The 18,707-nt window shown below is 39.2% G+C and carries 15 protein-coding genes and 1 pseudogene; 2 read left to right on the top strand and 14 right to left on the bottom strand.

All coding sequences use genetic code 11. From position 1 onward, the window contains the following. Nucleotides 1–129: 129 nt before the first annotated feature. From ASU00_RS19675 to ASU00_RS19625, 10 genes and pseudogenes are all read right to left on the bottom strand, one after another. The gene (locus ASU00_RS19675; protein ID WP_057915172.1) at nucleotides 130–816 is read right to left on the bottom strand and encodes a response regulator transcription factor; all 687 of its coding nucleotides are present in this window, start codon (nucleotides 814–816) and stop codon (nucleotides 130–132) included. Continuing rightward, nucleotides 813–2,261: a sensor histidine kinase gene (locus tag ASU00_RS19670; RefSeq protein ID WP_057915171.1), complete on the bottom strand. Its 1,449-nt coding sequence runs from the start codon at nucleotides 2,259–2,261 to the stop codon at nucleotides 813–815. Before ASU00_RS19670 ends, ASU00_RS19675 begins: the two co-directional genes overlap by 4 nt. A gap of 690 nt (nucleotides 2,262–2,951) precedes the next feature. Further along, nucleotides 2,952–4,058, bottom strand: coding sequence for a GerAB/ArcD/ProY family transporter (locus ASU00_RS19665; RefSeq protein WP_057915170.1), 1,107 nt, complete (start codon nucleotides 4,056–4,058; stop codon nucleotides 2,952–2,954). A gap of 17 nt (nucleotides 4,059–4,075) precedes the next feature. Beyond that, nucleotides 4,076–4,309, bottom strand: coding sequence for a hypothetical protein (locus ASU00_RS19660; protein ID WP_057915169.1), 234 nt, complete (start codon nucleotides 4,307–4,309; stop codon nucleotides 4,076–4,078). Nucleotides 4,310–4,315: 6 nt separating this feature from the next. Next, on the bottom strand, nucleotides 4,316–5,500 hold the full coding sequence (locus tag ASU00_RS19655) for a Ger(x)C family spore germination protein (protein WP_057915168.1): 1,185 nt from the start codon (nucleotides 5,498–5,500) through the stop codon (nucleotides 4,316–4,318). A gap of 25 nt (nucleotides 5,501–5,525) precedes the next feature. Further along, complete coding sequence (locus ASU00_RS19650) at nucleotides 5,526–7,103, bottom strand: spore germination protein (RefSeq protein ID WP_057915183.1); 1,578 nt, start codon at nucleotides 7,101–7,103, stop codon at nucleotides 5,526–5,528. A 741-nt stretch (nucleotides 7,104–7,844) separates the two neighbouring features. After that, a pseudogene (locus ASU00_RS19645) lies at nucleotides 7,845–9,256 on the bottom strand (aldehyde dehydrogenase family protein). Further along, the gene (locus ASU00_RS19635) at nucleotides 9,249–10,754 is read right to left on the bottom strand and encodes a phytoene desaturase family protein (RefSeq protein WP_057915165.1); all 1,506 of its coding nucleotides are present in this window, start codon (nucleotides 10,752–10,754) and stop codon (nucleotides 9,249–9,251) included. The pseudogene ASU00_RS19645 and the gene ASU00_RS19635 overlap by 8 nt, the downstream one beginning before the upstream one ends. A gap of 71 nt (nucleotides 10,755–10,825) precedes the next feature. Next, nucleotides 10,826–11,698 (bottom strand): phytoene/squalene synthase family protein, encoded by an 873-nt coding sequence (locus ASU00_RS19630; protein ID WP_057915164.1) that lies wholly within the window; start codon nucleotides 11,696–11,698, stop codon nucleotides 10,826–10,828. An 11-nt stretch (nucleotides 11,699–11,709) separates the two neighbouring features. Next, nucleotides 11,710–13,248 carry a phytoene desaturase family protein gene (locus ASU00_RS19625; RefSeq protein WP_057915163.1) on the bottom strand — a complete coding sequence of 513 codons (1,539 nt, stop codon included), beginning with the start codon at nucleotides 13,246–13,248 and terminating at the stop codon, nucleotides 11,710–11,712. Between the two features lie 353 nt (nucleotides 13,249–13,601). Between ASU00_RS19625 and ASU00_RS19620 the strand changes: the two genes are divergently transcribed. After that, nucleotides 13,602–14,534 carry a MerR family transcriptional regulator gene (locus tag ASU00_RS19620; protein WP_057915162.1) on the top strand — a complete coding sequence of 311 codons (933 nt, stop codon included), beginning with the start codon at nucleotides 13,602–13,604 and terminating at the stop codon, nucleotides 14,532–14,534. Nucleotides 14,535–14,846: 312 nt separating this feature from the next. Here ASU00_RS19620 and ASU00_RS19615 read toward each other — a convergent pair whose 3' ends face one another. Both ASU00_RS19615 and ASU00_RS19610 read right to left on the bottom strand, forming a co-directional pair. Then, nucleotides 14,847–15,317, bottom strand: a complete 471-nt coding sequence (locus ASU00_RS19615; protein ID WP_057915161.1) for an endolytic transglycosylase MltG — start codon at nucleotides 15,315–15,317, stop codon at nucleotides 14,847–14,849. Continuing rightward, nucleotides 15,307–15,687 (bottom strand): hypothetical protein, encoded by a 381-nt coding sequence (locus ASU00_RS19610; RefSeq protein ID WP_236712784.1) that lies wholly within the window; start codon nucleotides 15,685–15,687, stop codon nucleotides 15,307–15,309. Before ASU00_RS19610 ends, ASU00_RS19615 begins: the two co-directional genes overlap by 11 nt. 489 nt (nucleotides 15,688–16,176) lie before the next feature. Between ASU00_RS19610 and ASU00_RS19605 the strand changes: the two genes are divergently transcribed. Beyond that, a complete protein-coding gene (locus tag ASU00_RS19605) occupies nucleotides 16,177–16,626 on the top strand; it encodes a DUF5392 family protein (RefSeq protein WP_057915160.1) in 450 nt (149 codons plus the stop codon). Nucleotides 16,627–16,903: 277 nt separating this feature from the next. On the opposite strand, the gene ASU00_RS19600 is transcribed toward ASU00_RS19605, so the two are convergent. Both ASU00_RS19600 and ASU00_RS19595 read right to left on the bottom strand, forming a co-directional pair. Further along, nucleotides 16,904–17,347: a general stress protein gene (locus tag ASU00_RS19600; RefSeq protein ID WP_057915159.1), complete on the bottom strand. Its 444-nt coding sequence runs from the start codon at nucleotides 17,345–17,347 to the stop codon at nucleotides 16,904–16,906. A gap of 80 nt (nucleotides 17,348–17,427) precedes the next feature. Further along, complete coding sequence (locus tag ASU00_RS19595; protein WP_057915158.1) at nucleotides 17,428–18,675, bottom strand: glutamate-5-semialdehyde dehydrogenase; 1,248 nt, start codon at nucleotides 18,673–18,675, stop codon at nucleotides 17,428–17,430. Nucleotides 18,676–18,707: the final 32 nt, after the last annotated feature.

Genomic DNA, 18,707 nt, shown 5'->3' with positions numbered 1-18,707 from the left:
GCAGCGTCGAGCCTCCTCGGTTTATACGCCGGGCTCTCACCTGTTCCGCTTTTTCCGCAGGAGTCTCCGAATCTGCTCCCATCAACCTTAAATCACCCTCTTTCTTTCTGATAGATTATACAATAGTTTTTAGACATTAAAGCGATATCCAGCACCCCAAACCGTTTCCAGGTATTTAGGATGTGCAGGATCTCTTTCGATTTTTTCACGTAATTTTCTAATATGAACGGTCACAGTTGAGACATCTGCAGCGGTCTCCATTCCCCAATTATTCTCATATAGTTGCTCTTTGCTCAATACTTGGTTCGGGTGCATCACAAGAAATAGCAACAAATCGAATTCCTTTGTCGTGAAGGGCACTTCCCCGCCATTGATGTGAACTTTACGCGATGACTTATCTATCGAAATACCGTGAACGAAAACCGTATTCATTTTGGAATGATTCCCTGCCAAACGATCATAGCGGGCTAAATGCGCTTTCACTCTAGCAACCAGTTCACTTGGACTAAAAGGTTTTGTGATATAATCATCAGCCCCTAAACCAAGCCCGCGAATTTTATCGATATCTTCCTTTTTGGAGGACACGATCAATATCGGTATATCCTTGGCAGCTCGTATTTGTTTGCATATCTCAAACCCGTTCACGCCTGGAAGCATGATATCGAGAATAATTAAATCGAAGTTTTTATGAAGGGCTTGCTTAAGTCCTGCATCACCAGTATGTTGAATGTTCACTTTAAAATCTTCAATCTCTAGATAATCCCGCTGCAGTTCAGCAATGCTGACATCATCTTCAATAAGTAATATTTTTTTCATTTCTGCTCCCCTTTTTTTAAGGTAAAGAAGACACTTGTGCCTTTTCCTTTCTCGCTTGTAGCCCAAATATCCCCTTGATGCTCTCGTATGATTTGTTTGGCAATCGCTAGCCCTAAGCCGCTTCCACCAGTCTGAGAATTCCTGGATTGTTCAGCCCGGTAAAAGCGATTAAAAATGAAAGGGAGGGCAGAAGGTTCTATTCCTTGCCCATTATCCGTAACTTGTACAACTACATCCTCTAGTCCCTCATGCAAACTAATGGAAATGTTCACTTTATCCCTCTCTGCATACTTCACGCAATTACTGATTAAATTAGCTAGAACTCGTCTTAATTTTTCCCTATCCGCTGTTACGAATATCGGTTTATCCATTCTATTCCATTCAATTTGGGTCCCTTGTTGAAGGAAATCCAAATGAAATTCTTCCACGTAATCTCTGATAAATTGATTCAAGTCGACCGATTCAAAAGTGAATGGTTCTTTATTTAAATCCAGCTTGGAAAATAGGAATAATTCATCGATTAAAGAATCCAAGTCTTTCGCCTTTAAATGGATGGTCGATAAGTACTTTTCCATTTTTTGCGGAGTATTGGCTACACCATCTTGAATTCCTTCAACATATCCGATAATCGAAGTAATCGGTGTTTTTAGGTCATGCGAAATATTGGATAAAAGTTCTTTCCGGTTTTCTTCATATTGCAGCTGAATCTTAACGGACTCTTTTAATTTTATCCTCATTTCATCGAATGTCCGATTTAACTGTCCAATTTCATCATTGGAGGCAGCTTTTGTTTCGAAGTTTAAATCTCCTGATTTAATCCGATTCGCCCCTTCCTTAAGAAGCGAAATCGGTTTGATGATGCTTCTTGAAACTAAATAGTTTAACAGCCCGATAATCATAATGAATAGAAATAATAACAGCCCGAATAAAATGGGGAATAACTCCCGAGCCAGCTCGGCAGAAGAACTCGCCTTTCTCAACACAAAAATACTTCCTTGGCTTTCATCCGAAAAATAAAAATCAAACTTTACGTACGTATAAAAAAAGTCATCGATTTTAATCGTATCCCTTGTATTGATGTTTGTTTCCTCAAACCCGGGAAGAGACCTTACCAATACCTGATTATCAAAAGAAGGAGTAGCATACTCAATTTCCTTATCTTTTCTAACGACAATTTCAATATCTTTCTGTTTAATTTTCTTCAACTGCTGTTCATTCAGAAGCTGTTCAGGGGTATGTTTAGCCAATAGCTTTAAATCTAGAAATGCACTTTCTTCCACTGTAGTTAATGGTTTTTGAACATAAGATTTTTTGTAAAAATTTTCGATCGAGTTTGGATCGCCCGTAATCGAAAAAATAATTAAAAACCCAGCAACCAGCAGTAAAATGATGGAGATAATGACCACTCCTACGTAGGATAACAAAAACCTCGTTTTAATTGACATATAATCAACTCCGGATTAACTTTTCACACGGCTTCTTTAATACGATATCGATGTTTTTTATACTAAAAATTGCATTAGTTCTTAACATGCGGATTTACCATTAAAAAGACATTAAAAGTACAATATCACACAAATCTTAAAACTTTCTAAAATAAGTATGAAAAATACCTAAATACCGATTCTTGCATGTCTTATTAGACCGTCATGCAAGGATATAATATAAACCATTATGCTCTCTTTTAGTTTAATCACAGAAGATTTTTTTGATATATCTACACTGATGCTGATAATAATTCAAAGGACTTAAATCAATCCAAAAAATCACCATTTTCTTAGTTTTGTTTCAGGACATTACTATATAAAAATCTATTTATGTTAAATGGGGAGTACAACATGTCATGAAAAGGTACGTTATTACCTCTTAGGTTGTTAATGATTGTTGTTATTTCACAATTTTTGGGGGAGCTGGACTTGCAGTGAGGGTAACGGTCGGAGCACGAATCGCTCAAGATAGATTAGGTAGTTTCGCTGGAGTGCCCTCTTGCTGGTTCGGTTTTATTGTTTTTCCTTCGTCCAGACCTGTTCATGGTTGCCAAAGCCATTGCTGAGAGACAAATTGGCGGACGAAAATAAAAACCAGCACACAAGCACAAACACTGAAACAAAAGAGGGGTATGATGACAAGGAATTTCATAACCGTTTGGAAGCAGATAGTTTTTTTCTTATTTTATCAACCACTAACAATAATAACGGCAGCAAAACACCAATGGTTAACGAAAAGGGCGTCCAAGTTGTAGCAACAAAATTTTGATAATGTATGATATCTGGATGCGAATAGATGGCAAAGGTGAGAATTAAAAAAGCTAATGGAAAAAGAAGGATTTTATAATCTTTCAATCCTAACAATTGGGCGAGTCCTAGGGCAAGTCCATAATAACAAATGGTTAACTTAAAATACTCTGTAAAAATCCAGATGAAGGCCACAATCACCTCGACCCGCTCAATAAAATTACCAACGCTTATCCTCATCCCTAATTTATAAGAAGGATAAGTGAGTCTTGTCGTATTATCGACACCTAATACGAGGATACTGAAAATAATCACTAAGAATAGAACGAAGCCCCCCAATATAGTCCCTCTATAGAAGTTTTTTTTCATTTCTGCTTTTTCGTTTACATACGGCGTGATCATTAAAAAGAAAATAAGCTGTATATAGGGGTGTGCTATAGAGTGATAGGATCCCTTCAATATCGGTTTCATGCCTTCTTCAAGCATAGGTTGTAAATTTTCGATTTTGATATCTGGGATGAGAAATAAGAATAATATGAACAGCAGCACGATAATCCAAGGAAAAAAGATTAACGCAGTTCGGCAGATGACTTCCAATCCTAGCCTTACACCAAATAAACTTGTTAATAAAAACAATATCATAATCACTTGTATCGGTGTATCAAGCAAAACTTGCGTTGTGAAAAAATTGCCGATTTCACTTAATAATGCTGAAGAAAGGTAATAAATATAAAAAAGAAAAAGAAGTCCCGAGATTTTACCGATTACTCTTCCAAATATTTTTTCATTAACTTCTATATAATTCATAGATGGATACAGTGAGGCAAGTTGATTATATAAAAAAATGAAACATAAACCTATGACGGTAGCTATGATATAAGCAATCCAGCCATCTTGTTTGGCATATGTGACAAGTGCAGAGGGTAAAGTAAGTATCGCACCCCCTATAGTGAATATAATGACTAATATAAGAAAATCACCGGAGCTTATTCTTCCTTTTTCGAGCATATCCGTTAAACACCTCCCTAAGATAAAATAGAATCCATGAAAGAAGAAAATGGACTAAATAGTTTCGTTATCCAATCCATAGGAGTCGGAATGGTAATATTGAGGATGATTAAAATACTCAACGTCACCCCAACTACTAGCAATAAACTAAAAACGATTGTTTCCCTCCAGCATTTTGTTTTAACTAAAGGCGGTATTTCGAAATATGAAATAATAGCTCCAGTACATACTGTTCCAATGATAGCCCACATTGATCTTTACTCCTCGATTTCTTTTTGAAAGGATTCTAACATGGTGCCTGAATTGCGAATCCTCGCGTCCACAGTTACATCCACTTCCAAATCTTCAAATTCTTGATCCCAATTTTCTTCTAAACGTTTCCAAGCTTTAGGATCAGTCCTATGAATTTCTTCACCAAAACCAAAGATATCACTTTGATACTCGTTCTGTAGCTTTTTTACCGCTCCTGTAATTTTATCTTTAATATCTTTTGCATATCTTTTGTTCAATTCTTCTATATTTTCCGGTTTAGATAAATCGAATTTGCACTCGACTTCACCTATGCTACCTTCTGAATTGACATTTATTTTAATTTTCGGTTCTCCTTTTTTCATTATCCCTTTTATTTTTGTTTTTGTTCCAACCGTATTGATTGTAATTTTCTCACCTTCACATGGAATGGTTACCGCCGTCGACTTCACATGATCTGTAATATAACTAACACCTTTACTGTCGTTCTTGTTTAACCAACCAACTAGTTTATCCTTTTTGAATACACCAAGATAGTCCAACCGCAAACCAGATTTCGGGGAGATATTCTGAGCATTCAAGACCTCACCTCCTGATTCAATATCACCATATACGTATATACCCGTAAGAATTGGTTCTCTTCCTTTACTGACAATACTGTTGACAAACTCATCTAAAGTGACGGTCCTAGTCGCAGCCCATCTTTTCTCTGAATTTTCCAAGGCGTCAAAAATCTTATTAGCCGGTATTTTTTCAAGAGCCGTTTGGACATTTAGTGTATCGTAAGCCGTTGATCCCTTTGCAACGGTCATATAGAAATCCGATCTTAACTCTTTTTGCCTGGAAAGGACGTCAAGGGTTTTTCCAATTCCTGCTCGCGCCATCTCCTCACCAAAAATAACCTCACGAAGATGCGATACGTAAATCCTTTTTGGTATATCTGTTGATAGGCTTCGTACCGCTTCATAAATGGTTTCGCCCTTTTTTGTAAAGGTTACGACTTCTGTTCGACCAGACCTGGCATCTCCTGCTAATTCACTTGAATTTAGAACTTGGATGGTTACAAGATATCCATCTTCCGTTTTATCAATACCTAATGCAGTAACAATGGCAAGGTCATTCAACTCAATGCTGCTCCAACAGCCGGATAGACAAATTAAAGGTAACATCAAAAATATCTTTAACATTTTCATCGTGAACCCTCATAATCTCACCATTTTATTCAGGTGGTTTTGGAGAACTGGCATCTCCTCTGACTGTATCTTTTTTATTGATTAAACGCGGCCGCTTCAATAAAGCCCAATGCGGCATTCTAATGATATTATCTTTTTGGTCTTGTAAAATAAACGGTGCATTTGGAGCTAAATAGGGCAATCCAAAAGATCGTAAGCTATTTAAATGAAGGACCATCACAATCAGCCCTAATATAATTCCGTATAAACCAAACGTAGCAGCAAGAATCATGAACAAGAATCGAAGCATCCGGAAAGCTATTGCCATACTATTGGATGGAAACACAAAACTACAGATGGCCGTTAAAGAGACGATAATAACCATTGTTGCTGAAACGAACCCTGCTTCAACAGCAGCCTGTCCAATAACTAACGCACCTACGATGGAAATGGATGAACCAATTGCCCGAGGCATTCTCACACCTGCCTCACGCAAGATTTCAAACACTAACTCCATCAGCACGGCCTCTACAAATGCTGGAAACGGGACACCCTCTCGTTGTGAAGCCAAACTTATGAGCAAAGGAGTGGGAAGCATTTCTTGATGAAAGGTTGAGACAGCTACATAAAGTGATGGTGTAAACAAAGCCAGGAAGAATGATAAATACCGTAATAGCCGAATTAATGTTGCAATATCTGCCCGTTGATAATAATCTTCACTGGATTGGAGAAAATGTACCATCAATGCTGGAACGACAAGGATAAACGGCGTTCCGTCAACAAGAATCGCTATCCTTCCTTCTAATATTGCAGCAGCTACAGCATCGGGACGTTCGGTATTATATACGGTTGGAAATGGAGTGTACACTTCATCTTGAATAAACTCTTCGATGTAACCACTTTCAAGGATTGCATCCACGTTGATACGATTCAACCGGCTTTGTAATTCAGTAATCGTTTTATCATTGGCAACGCCTTTTAAGTACATGATCGCCACATCTGTTTGAGTTTTTTCTCCGATTTGTTTTGTTTCAAGCCATAGGTTAGGATTTTTTATTCTACGTCGTATTAAAGCTGTATTTGTTCGCAGCGTTTCGGTAAATCCATCCTTTGGTCCTCGTACAACTGTTTGCGAAGAAGGCTCTTGAACCCCGCGATCGGCCCAATCCCTTGAGCTGAGGGCAATGGCTGTTGGGGAGCCATCCATTAATAACATCGTGTCTCCCGATAACAAATGATGAAAAAGTTTTTGAAAATCAGTTATTTCCATTATTGCGCCAACAGGAAGAGTACGTGATTTTATTAGTTGAAACCACTCAAAGCTATTAAGGACCTTTCCGTCAAAAGCAGAATTTCTCATTTCAACCATCAACGTGTCGAGGATAAAATCTTGGATTGAAGCTGAATCAGTTAATCCCTCTGTATATATGATGGCCATTTTTATTTCGCCATTTTTACCGGCACAAAAATCCCTTGTGACTATGTCTGAACTGTTTCCTAACGTTTTCTTAATATGATCTATATTTAGATGAAGATCAGAAAAAATCAGTTTAGTTCGATCATTAGGTGAGGCTTGATGACGTTTTTGGGATTGACTTGAATTTTGGCTTTGATCATTCGTCAGCGTTTCGCTAGAAGATGGACTTCCGCTCTGATTTAAGTCCGCACGTTGTTTTTCAGCTTTAATCGACTGTTTATCTTTTATTAACTTCCTTAATGGTATAGGAACTCGTGATTTCAATGCTAACCCCCTCATAACCAAAAGCATGTTAATCTTATGTTTTCACCTTAGATGCAAATATATCCATCTAAATAAATAGTTTTTTCATACCTTGATATATGAGCTGGGATCATGAAACAGAGCAGTAGTCGAGGATATGTCACGAAATAGCCAAACGCATAGGGGGGAAGTAACAAAAAAGGAGAACAGTAATGCCTGATAGTTTCAGAAATGCCTCACCACAATTGATCATTCAGTTTTTTTGAATTCATAATAAAGTTTTCTGTTGCAACCAGTGTGCTTTCGTCGCTTCTTTGTAATAGGGAAGATAGTATTAGAGGTATGTAAAGGGGAAGTGTTTTCGTGGGATTTCTTATTTCCTATTAGACATTTCAAGAATATTGTTTAACATTTAGCAAAAATAGATAGCCTGCCTTCATTTCCTATCATGTTTCTGACATCCTGCAAATATCCAAAGTTTTCGGCGTTCTTACCCAGTGTGGTCGGGTAAAATACCATCCCACACTGCTGTATGCCGTTACAAAACTTTTCGTCCAGCCTTCTGGATACATTAGAGAACTGATTAAGCCCATGCCTCCATAGAAGCAAATTTACCTGCTATAAATTGTAAGCAGGGGATACTTCTTAAAAAAGCCATCTTCTTAGTTTGCGAAGGATGGGAAGAACATGGGGTCGATACGGTGGATACTGATTTTTCATTTCAAAAAAAGTGTGTTCTTTGTAATACACCTTTTCATAGCTGAACGCCTCTATGCTGGCTCGACCATGATAACGTCCAAATCCACTCGTGCCTACTCCTCCAAATGGGATACGGGGATTGGCTGCATGACGAATAACTTGATTTACACTTATTGTCCCCGTACGTTGCGTTTTTTTCAATTGCTGAATGGATGTTCGATCTTCACTGAACATATAAGTTACGAGTGGGTCCGGTCCTTCTTCGAGCTGGTGCATAAGGGCGTTCAGATCCGAATAAGGAATAACCGGGAGAATGGGCCCAAAAATCTCTGCTTGTCTCAGTTCACTATCCAATGGGATGTCTGTCAACAACGTAGGCTCGATATAATTTTGGCTCGCGTCTACCCGACCTCCATGCCAAATTGTCCCCTCCTGAAGGTAACCGATCAGCTTGTTATAGTGATCGGGATGGGCGATTCGGCCGTAATCACTGCTTTCTGCCGGATTCATTCCGTAGAATAGCTTAATTTGCTCGCGTAACATCGTTAAAAAAGGTTGATACATCGATTGATGCACATATATCGTATCAGGAGCGATACAGGTTTGACCCGCGTTAAGAAACTTTCCCCAAACAATCCGGCGGCCAGTGGTCGGAGAGACTCCAGTAGCATCAACAATGCATGGATTTTTTCCGCCCAGTTCGAGAATAATTGGAATTTGATGTCTCGCTGCTGCTTGGTGTACGATGGTACCTACCCGTTTACTCCCAGTAAAAAAGATCATATCCCAAGGCAATTCAAGCAAGTTTTCCGCGACAGAAGCATCGCCTTCGACGACTGTAACTTCTTCCGGTGTAAAATATTCAGAAATTAACTCTTCCAATAATTGCGCTGTAGTTGGTGCAAGCTCCGACGGCTTGAGGAAACAACTATTACCAGCTGAAATGCACCGATCATCGGCATTAATGACAGGTTTAAAGGATAGTTCCAAGGACTGATAATCAATACTGTTCCATATCCTTGCCGTTCGATTTTCACTTTCTCCAACCCGCCTGGCAAAAGTCGGGTTAACCGCTTTGTCCGCATCCATTTTGCTAAATGCTTGTCTACATAATCTATTTCATTATACAAAACAGCCAGTTCTGAAGCATAAGCCTCGACGCTTGGTTTACCCAAATCCGCCCTCAAGGCTTCTAGCCATGCTTCTTCATGGTTCATTAGCATGCTTTTTAATTGGGATAGTAGTTTACGCCTCCGCTTCAAGTTCACCGAGTATTCCTTCTTTGCATGAACTTTTTGACCTTCTAGAATTGTTCTCCATTGCTCTTTTTGAGATAGTCTTACAGTAGAATTAGCCATGAACGAAATCCTTCTGTACGATTTTATCGCGTACTTGCTGGCCGCTTAGCGTAACCATTGGCATTCCCCCGCCAGGGTTAACGGTACCACCCACGAAATAGAGATTATCGTATAACTCACTTTGCTTTCCGTGTTTGAATCCGCGGTTTTTCGTACGGTGGGAGACTGTGCCATAAATGGATCCGCGATGTGATCCGTACATTCTTTCGATATCATGCGGCGTCCACATGTCTTCCGTTACAATATGTTGACGCAAATCAGTCAAGCCCATATTCTCCAATTTCATCAATACACGTTCACGAAGCTTTATGTAATCATCCTGAGTGAATGGCTTATCTTGAATATACGGGATATGTGGAAGTATTTTAATATTTTCATGCCCGGGAAGTGCTTGAGATGGATCTGTTTTGTTTACATTGACTACATATATGGTTGGGTCATCGGGCAGTTCATGGTTACGGAATACCTTATTCATTTGTTCTTGTAGATTATTAGAAAAGAAAAAGTTATGATGTGCCAGCTGAGGGTATGTTTTGCGAACACCTAAGTGCAGGATTAGTCCAGAACTGGATGGCTCAAAACGTTTTTCTAGCTTCTTGATGAATTTCGGTTCTTCGTCCAATAACTTTTCATAGGCAGGTATGACTTCCATATTGGAGATAAAATAATCTGCTGTTTTCCTCGTTCCATCGTCCAGCTCGGCTGCTCTAATTTCCCTTGAAGATTCTTTTGTAATGAGTTTTTTGACCGCACTTCCAGTATGTAATTCCACACCTAATTCAATTGCAAGTTTAACCATGCCTTGAGCAATTCGATGCATCCCACCAGGGACATACCAAACACCTTGAGCATGCTGCATATAGATCATCATATTAAGAACGGCAGGAGCATCATAGGGAGAGGAACCTACATATTTAATAAAATAAGCGAGCATATTCCTAAGCTTTGGATTGCTGATCCGTTTCTTGATGGCATCATACATCGTTGAAAAAAGGTCAAACCCTTTAAACGATTCTATCAATCCATGTTGTTTAAAGATTTCCATCGTCGAATCTAAGCCCTTGGCAAAGTATCCTTCTTCGGTCACCTCATATATCCGGCGTGCATATTCCAAAAATTGTTTATATTCTTCGATATCCTTTTCGTCCAAGCAGGTATTCTCCTGCAACATCAAATTCAAGTCTCCAAAGAGATCTATGACCGAATTGTCTGGAAAGAAAGAACGCCATTCATGTTTTAAGCGAATGGTAGGGATATAATCAGCCATATCGCGGCCGCTTTTTACAAACAATTCTTCAAATATTTGAGGCATGGTCAAAATCGACGGACCAAGGTCGAAACCAAAACCATCCTGTTCCAGTCGATTCAGTTTACCACCAAGATGGTCGTTTTTTTCATAAAGTGAAACCTTATATCCACTTTGTGCCATGGATATTGCGGCTGAAAGTCCTCCCAGCCCACCACCAATTATGACAACTGTTTTAGCGGTTTCGGTCATAACGTTCACTCTCCTTATTTTTCCAAGTAATTAACGATCGCCGACCTTTTCTAAATCGAAGCCTAATGGCATTACACAGTTAAAACCTTGGTTTCCTGTTGAATTTGCTCCATCTCGACTGGAGAAATATAATTCCGCTTCAAAAAGCAGTCATACTTATTATCCCTTACCGCGTTTAAGATTCCACGATAAAGACGTGCCGATAGTAAAACCTGGAATTGGCTGTCTTTATCAAAGTATTGGACCCCTTCTTGAAATTCATCAAACAACTCTTCGGCACGACGGGCCATCTTTTCCCAGATTCTGATAAAGCCGACATTGATTCTGGCGTTTTTGATATCCGACTCGGTGTAAGACTCGGTTTCCATCTCGGATAACGGCAAGTAAATTCGATTATTTTTTCTATAGTCCTCCCCAACATCTCTTAATATATTAGTAATCTGCATAGCGACTCCAAGAGATATCGCTTGTTGGGTAAGATCTTGTTCCGATTCGGAAGCAATGATGGGCAAAAGCATTAAACCAACCGTTCCCGCTACATAAAAGCTATATTCCTCTACCTGTCCCATTGTTTGAGGAATTGTGAAATCAATATCCCTTCTCTGACCTTTCAGCTGATCAAAGAAAGGTTGAATATCCATTTTATAACGGGTGAACACATCTCTTAAAGCTCTCCAAAGCGGATGTTCCAATTCCTTTTTCTCCTGGAACAGGCTTAACTCCTGATTTATACGGTTTAACGCGTTGATTTTATCTGCCCTTGCCCCTCCCATATCCACACTATCATCTGCAATCCTGCAAAAAGCATAGATGGCATAAACGGCGTTTGCTTTCTCCTTCGGTAAGCCTAAAAAAGCAAAATAGAAACTTTTAGAATTCTGCTTGATGATGTCCTCACAATACCGATAATCTTTGTCCAATTGGGTTTGATCAGTCAATCTCATCGGTCGACCTCCTAATTATTCCCTGCATGTACTGCCTGCTTACTGCCACGATCATCCAAAATCAGTTCTTCTGTAGCAATTTTAGCTGAAAGTAATACGATGGGCACTCCGGCACCAGGGTGAGTGCTACTTCCAGTAAAATACAGATTTTCACATTTTTTAGCTTTACTCTGTGGGCGAAGATGATTACTTTGTGCTAAGTTAGGACGTAAGCCGAAGCAGGCACCGTTATAGGCATTGAATTTTGATTCAAAATCAGGCGGTGTCATATAGGATTCCGAAACAATTTCATTTTCAATATTTTCAAGGCCTTCTACTTTTTTAAGAGCTTCGAACACTTTTGAACGGTAATAGCTTATCGTTTCATCATTCCATTCGTATTCAGAGGTCGATAAATCAGATACAGGCACTAGAATGTAAATCCCATCTTTTCCTTCTGGAGCCAATGAAGGATCAAGCTTTGAGCCGAGATAAACATAGAAGGAAGGGTCATCTAAAATCCGTCCATCAAAAATGTCTGTTAAGTTCTTCTCTAACCCTTCGCTGAATACGAAATTATGGATCGTTTTTAGCGATTCGTATTTTCGATCCATTCCCAAATACATAATAAAACACGAACAGGAATACTTCATGCTGTCAATTTTTTTATCGGTATACTTGCCTTTTGATTTCGTGTCTTTGACAAGATTTTTCATCGCATATGGAAAATCTGCATTACACAGTACGTAATCGGAATACATATCTTTATCATCCACTTTAATGCCAAGGGCTTTCTGATTTTCAATTAGAATTTCTTGAACACTCGTGTTATAGTGCACATTGCCGCCTAACTCTAGAAACAGTCGTTCCATTGACTGGGCCATCGTATACATTCCACCTTTGATGAACCAAACGCCATAGAGTAATTCGATCATCGGGATAATGGTATATAAGGAAGGTCCATTATATGGAGATACACCTATGTATAATGTTTGAAAACTAATCATCTGCTTAAGGCGTTCATTCTTCACATATTTCCCAATAAAATGATCGGCATTATCGAATGTCTTCAATTTCAATGCTTGACGAATCATGAATGGGTTATAGAAATCGGACGCGTGTCGGAACGGACGTTGAATAAAATGATTTTTTGCAACAACAAACCGTTCATAGATTTTTTGAAGATACTTCAAGAAACCTTCTGCATCTTCGTCGCTAATTTTCTCCAAGGTCTTCATTAAATCCACCAAGTCTGAAGAAATTTCATATGCATCTTCCGGTTCACTTCCAAAGAAAACGGAATACATCGGATCTAATTTCTCCATTGGAATATAGTCATCCGGATTACGGCCCGCCAGTTCAAAAATTTCCTGGTATAACTCCGGCATCATGACGATACTTGGTCCTAAGTCGAATTTGTATCCATCTTTTTCAATTCTGTGCATTTTACCGCCGGGTATTGATTCTTTTTCAAAGATTTCTACTTGATACCCTGCATGCTGCAATCGGATTGCACTTGCTAACCCAGCTACACCCGCTCCAACAACAATTACTTTCTTTTTATTACCCATGGTTTCCCCCAATGTCTTATTCATGTTCAGTTTGTGTAAATTCAACTAGTTTGCCAGTTTTATTGACAAATAAGATTAAAATTAAATAGTGGTGAATTATTTTAATTTTGAGCAATACTAAAAGTATTGCTTTAATTATTGCTAGCAAGTTGTTTAGTTGTCAACTGTTTTGTATAATGTTTTTAGGTAAACGTTATACAAAAGTTGAAACCAACCTGTCATAGCTAAAAGTTCAAGTACGCTTTTTCCTATGTACATTCCTATCAATGGCCTGTACAATGTTATAGGGTTTTCATTATATGTTTGAAACGGCAGATTATACTTAAAATATTTCGATATAAGGGATGAACGCAATGAATCATACTCATGGTGGTAAGTATTATATAAAAGAAGTTTCTGCTGTTACAGGACTTTCCAAACAAGTGATTCGAAAATGGGAAGAAAGATATGACATAATACAACCTGTCCGCCATGAGAATGGATACCGACTTTACAGCGAGAGAGATATCAACATTCTTTTAACTATTAAATCGCTTCAAAAAAAAGGATTCTCTATCAAACAAGCAGCTACTGAAGCAAAAGAGAGGCTCGTTTCGGTGGATAAAGATGCGGTGCAAACCAAAGTTGTTCTTCATTCAGAGCTTAATTCCTATGTGATTCAATTGATTGAAATAGGGTACACGTGTAACGAGTTAGAATTACTTGTTGTTTTAAAACATGCTTATCACTTTTACGGATTGGAAAAGTTCTTAACATCCGTCGTTTCTCCTTTTTTAAAAGAAGTCGGAGATAGGTGGGAAAGCGGCGAATGGGATGAATATCAGGAGTCTGTTTCAAGTATGGTAGTGAAGGATTTTCTTGTCCAAATTCGCCGTAACTTTCAATACTCCGATAACGCGTCTTTAGTTTTAGGCGCATGTCTTCCACATGAATACCATGAGATACCCGTACACTATTTATTGTTGCGGTTCATGTTAAGAGGGTGGAAAACGACACTGATAGGCGCATCACCAGCTCCTGGATCGATTCAGTCTTTAGTTACACGGTTAAAGCCCAGAAAAGTCCTACTATCTGCTTCGACGACACTTCCCTTCGAAAAGGATCCGGAGTTACTCAGTAGCCTTGATTCTTTCGCAGCTGAGAATAAAAGAATCGAGTTTTATTTAGGAGGAGCTGGTGCCATCCAATACACTAAAGATAAAACGATCAATAACATATATATTACTAACAGCATTGAAGAAATCCTGCTAATCGATCAGAAGGATTCTGGAAATTTACCAATATAACGAAAGACTGTCATACAGCTCGTGAATTTGGACTCAGTCCGTTTCATTTCACTGCAGGCGCTCCCTTTCCGCGGGCGGTTGGGGAGCCTCCTCGGCGCTTGCCTGTGGGGTTTCCCCTTAACCGCATTTCCGCAGGAGTCTCGCACCCTTTGTTCCATTCCACTCTTTTTTTAAACTACAATTTACTTTTAAACATCCTCTTTAACTGCTACAAGTCCACTAAAAAACAAAAAAAGGTTTCGGAATAAAATCTTCCGAAACCTTTTTGTCTAGACTCTAAAACGATCATCTATTAGTAGTCGTTATCTATCGTTATTTAAATATGATGGATATAATTTTTTCCGTCGTCATTTCACTATCCACCTCATATGTACCAGGGCGTAAACCGTTAGCCTTGCCTTTCTTTTCAACCTCGTCAGAAAACGCATTTGCATTTTTAATGACTTTTGCCTTTTGGAGGTTTTTTCCCACATCGATGCTTGTCGAGCCTTTAGACACAGTCAGAACTGTGCGGTATACGATTTTTTCCGTTGGTTCTTTTTCAGTTTCTCTTGCCGCATCCATCTGTTCTTTAACGGATTGTGCTTCAGCAATTTGATCTTCCCACTCTTTTTCTGAATGTATAACATACCCTTTAGAAGTGAGCGACTCTTTCATCTCATCATCAGAAGGTTGTTCTGAGGTGACCGTCGCTTCCGCTGGTTCAAAGAAGTATACCGCACCGCATAGACTTGCGGCCACAATGAGACCACCTGCAAAGCTGCGCATTGATTTAGATGTCATTGGCAACATTTCTCCTTTCGTTCTTGTTCTTAATGTAAGGAGAAAGCAACCGTTCTATTTCATTTTCAGGCTGCTTAGTTTTCAATGCGATACTTTCAAAAGAATAACCACGCTTATGTAGGTCAAGTACTTCACGCAACAAGATCCGTTCTTCTGAAGACATGGCTAATACACCTGCCTCGTGTACGGTAATTTCAGCATCTATCTCGATATTCCTGATTTTTTCTTGTAATACATTCATTTCATTTCCCAAATTGCTTGCAAGCTGTTCCAATTGTTGATCCATTTTTATCGAATCCTTTTTACTAAACGATAAAATGAACAGTACAACTGCTGCACCAAATAAAATGACAAGAGCCCATTCCATCATTCTATGTCCCTCCCTAATCTTTGTATCTATTGTCTCGCTTTCTAATTATATATTGATTTGTAGCAAAACTCGATTTAAAAGAACAAAATACCACAATAGTCACATATTACTGACAAAAAAAAGGAGCATTATGTCCATCACTCCTGATTCCTAATCCTCTAATTGGCGTTCAACCTCCCAATTAAGGACTATATTACCACAAATGAATCTTTTTTAATAGAGAGCAAGGAAAAAATACGGAACTACTTACAACCTATAACTTTATTGTTTATTATTTACAAATTATTTCTTGTCCACTAAGTCTGTTTAGAACTTCTTTATGATTTTGGCCTTCCTCCTATCCTATATTCCTTCAATGAGTAGAATAACATGACAATTGTGGCTTTAAACGATAAAATATCTATTATATGATTCCTTTTCCTGTTTCAATAAACAGGTGCATTTTTTACGTTGCTTTTTGGATGCATGCAAGATTATAAGGAGGAAATTATGAATATTAAACTAACGAATATACCGCATTTCATGCAGGCAGAACTTGAACAGCTTCAAGCAAAGATATCTCCTATGTTGAAGAAAAATATGAAATACAGCTTGTTATCGACTGCGATGATCGGGTTTTCCGTCATCAATCTTTTTTTCCTATTATTTAATAATGAGTCATTATCGATCTCGAATATAGCACTTGGAATTTATGCATTGATTGGGGCTATTGGACTTGCTCTATTGAAAGAGAATAAACATAACCAAAAAGAAATTGCGAAAATGAGCAGGATTTATATGTTGGAGCGGATGAAGAAAAGCCGCTATATATCGGATGCGCGAAAAAGCAATTATTATGGAAAGGTGAATGATCAGCCGCTTTATGCCATGAATGTTTTTTTTGAATTTCTGGCAGAAGAACAGCAACGGAAAGACCAGTCCTTCCATAATGAGTCATAAAGGAATTTGACCATTAACTTCCATAAGTTGAAATCCTGATACGTAGTCCGTTACTTACCACTGCAGGTACTCGCTTATCCACAGGCGGGCCCACCCACGGTGTAACGCCTTGCAGGGCCTGTTATGGATCGTAACGGCCTTTTTTGTTAAATCAAGCTAATGAAAACAGTGGAAGTTGATTATTTCTCAAGATGAATTTTTCACTTACTGTAAAACAAAACGACAAACGTAAGCCCCCTCATAACGGACAAGGGGGCTTTTACCTGTGGACTTACATTTATTCACTTAGGACGGGGTCGGCGATGACGAGGATTTTTCCTGCCTTGATATCTTCCACGTATTGATCGACTTCTTCTTCTTCTAATCCCATATCCAATAGCGGTTTCCTCAATCCGCCTGCTCCTGAGGCTGCTCCGGCTGCCGCTCCGCCAAAGGTTGCGAAAATCGGCCCAGCTGCCAAGATTGGGCCGATTCCTGGTACGGCTAATGCACTCAGTCCAATCAATAGTCCCGTCAATCCGACGGCTCCGCCGGCTGCTGCACCAGCGACAAAGCCATCCGTCCTTGTGGGACTGACTTCTTCCGCTTCGTTAGGCAGTTTGTCAATGTTCTTTGCTATGATTGATATTTGATCGGTTGTATATCCTTGTTGCTTTAAATGCTCGACTGCTTCAGTCGCTTCTTTTTCATTTTCATATATTGCTATAAACCTCTTGTCCATGGTATCTGCTCCTTTAAAAGTAATGTACTATACAATACCCGTAAATGAGCATAACTAACCTTCCAAAGAAAAAATGAATGTCACTCGCGAATTTGGCCCTGTCCATAAATGAAGTACTTGCTTGATGTCATCGCAGGCAAGCCCATCGGTCCACGCGCATGAAGCTTTTGTGTGGAAATGCCGATTTCTGCGCCATACCCGAATTCAAAGCCATCAGTAAAGCGGGTGGAAGCATTGTGATAGACGGCTGCCGCATCCACTTTATTCAAAAACAGGGAAGCATTTTGCCCATTTTCCGTGAGAATCGCTTCGGAATGTTTCGTACCGTATCGGTTAATGTGCTCAATGGCTTCGGTTACATCATGAACGGCCTTCACGCTGATTTTCAATGCTAAGTATTCGTTTGACCAATCATCCTCCGTAGCAGCTTGGGCTTTCGGAAAAGTAAGGCATACCTCTTCATCTCCAAATATTTCAATGTCCGCTTCATCGAGAAGCGACAGCAAGCGCGCGCCATTTTCTTGAAACCAGCTTTCATGAATCAGCAGGCTCTCAATTGCATTGCATACGGAAGGACGCTGTGTTTTACCGTTAAGAACAATCCTCTCGACCATGGCGATATCTGCCGTTTCATCGATGAAGATATGACAATTGCCTGCTCCTGTTTCAAGGACGGGAACGGTGGATTCCTTAATGACCGTTTCAATTAAATTCTTCCCGCCTCGTGGAATTAAAACATCTAAATACTCATTAAGATGGAATAGTTCCTTAGCGGTTTCACGGCTCGTATCCTCGATCAGCTGAACCGCTTCTACAGGAATTCCCGTTTTCTCCAAAGCTTTATGAATGGAAGATACCAATGCCATATTGGAGTGTCTCGCTGATGAGCTGCCCCTTAATATTACGGCATTCCCCGTCTTTAAGGACAACGTAGCGGCATCAATGGTCACATTTGGCCTTGCTTCATAAATCATGCCGATAACACCGATTGGCACCCGTAGTTTTTTAATCAATAAGCCGTTTTCTTTTTCGATCGTTTCCAATATTTCCCCGATTGGATCTTTCAACTCCATTAAAAGCCTTATCGCAGCTGCCATGTCAGCAATACGTGCATCATTTAACATAATTCGATCTAATATTGACCCATTTAAGCCTTTTTTGCGGCCTTCTACTAAATCTTTTTCGTTTTCCTTTAACAGTGTTTCTTTATCGTTAACAAGTTGCTTAGCTATTTGCTCGAGTGCTTTATTCTTCTTTTCCGTGGTCAAACCGATTAGCTGATAACTGGCTGCTTTCGCTGCCTTTCCTTTCGCCACCACTTCATTCATTTTCAAATGCCCCCTTTTCCTTCGCTATAAAT

The sequence above is a fragment of the Peribacillus muralis genome, from assembly GCF_001439925.1.
In the GTDB taxonomy this organism is placed as follows: domain Bacteria; phylum Bacillota; class Bacilli; order Bacillales; family DSM-1321; genus Peribacillus; species Peribacillus muralis.
This window is presented reverse-complemented; position numbering and strand designations above follow the sequence as displayed.

Coding starts and splice junctions, on each gene's coding strand:
- ASU00_RS19670 (WP_057915171.1), bottom strand. CDS start 2,261: ATGTCAATTAAAACGAGGTTTTTGTTATCCTACGTAGGAGTGGTCATT.
- ASU00_RS19605 (WP_057915160.1), top strand. CDS start 16,177: ATGAATATTAAACTAACGAATATACCGCATTTCATGCAGGCAGAACTT.
- ASU00_RS19655 (WP_057915168.1), bottom strand. CDS start 5,500: ATGAAAATGTTAAAGATATTTTTGATGTTACCTTTAATTTGTCTATCC.
- ASU00_RS19625 (WP_057915163.1), bottom strand. CDS start 13,248: ATGGGTAATAAAAAGAAAGTAATTGTTGTTGGAGCGGGTGTAGCTGGG.
- ASU00_RS19675 (WP_057915172.1), bottom strand. CDS start 816: ATGAAAAAAATATTACTTATTGAAGATGATGTCAGCATTGCTGAACTG.
- ASU00_RS19660 (WP_057915169.1), bottom strand. CDS start 4,309: ATGTGGGCTATCATTGGAACAGTATGTACTGGAGCTATTATTTCATAT.
- ASU00_RS19610 (WP_236712784.1), bottom strand. CDS start 15,687: ATGATGGAATGGGCTCTTGTCATTTTATTTGGTGCAGCAGTTGTACTG.
- ASU00_RS19630 (WP_057915164.1), bottom strand. CDS start 11,698: ATGAGATTGACTGATCAAACCCAATTGGACAAAGATTATCGGTATTGT.
- ASU00_RS19635 (WP_057915165.1), bottom strand. CDS start 10,754: ATGACCGAAACCGCTAAAACAGTTGTCATAATTGGTGGTGGGCTGGGA.
- ASU00_RS19620 (WP_057915162.1), top strand. CDS start 13,602: ATGAATCATACTCATGGTGGTAAGTATTATATAAAAGAAGTTTCTGCT.
- ASU00_RS19595 (WP_057915158.1), bottom strand. CDS start 18,675: ATGAATGAAGTGGTGGCGAAAGGAAAGGCAGCGAAAGCAGCCAGTTAT.
- ASU00_RS19600 (WP_057915159.1), bottom strand. CDS start 17,347: ATGGACAAGAGGTTTATAGCAATATATGAAAATGAAAAAGAAGCGACT.
- ASU00_RS19615 (WP_057915161.1), bottom strand. CDS start 15,317: ATGACATCTAAATCAATGCGCAGCTTTGCAGGTGGTCTCATTGTGGCC.
- ASU00_RS19665 (WP_057915170.1), bottom strand. CDS start 4,058: ATGCTCGAAAAAGGAAGAATAAGCTCCGGTGATTTTCTTATATTAGTC.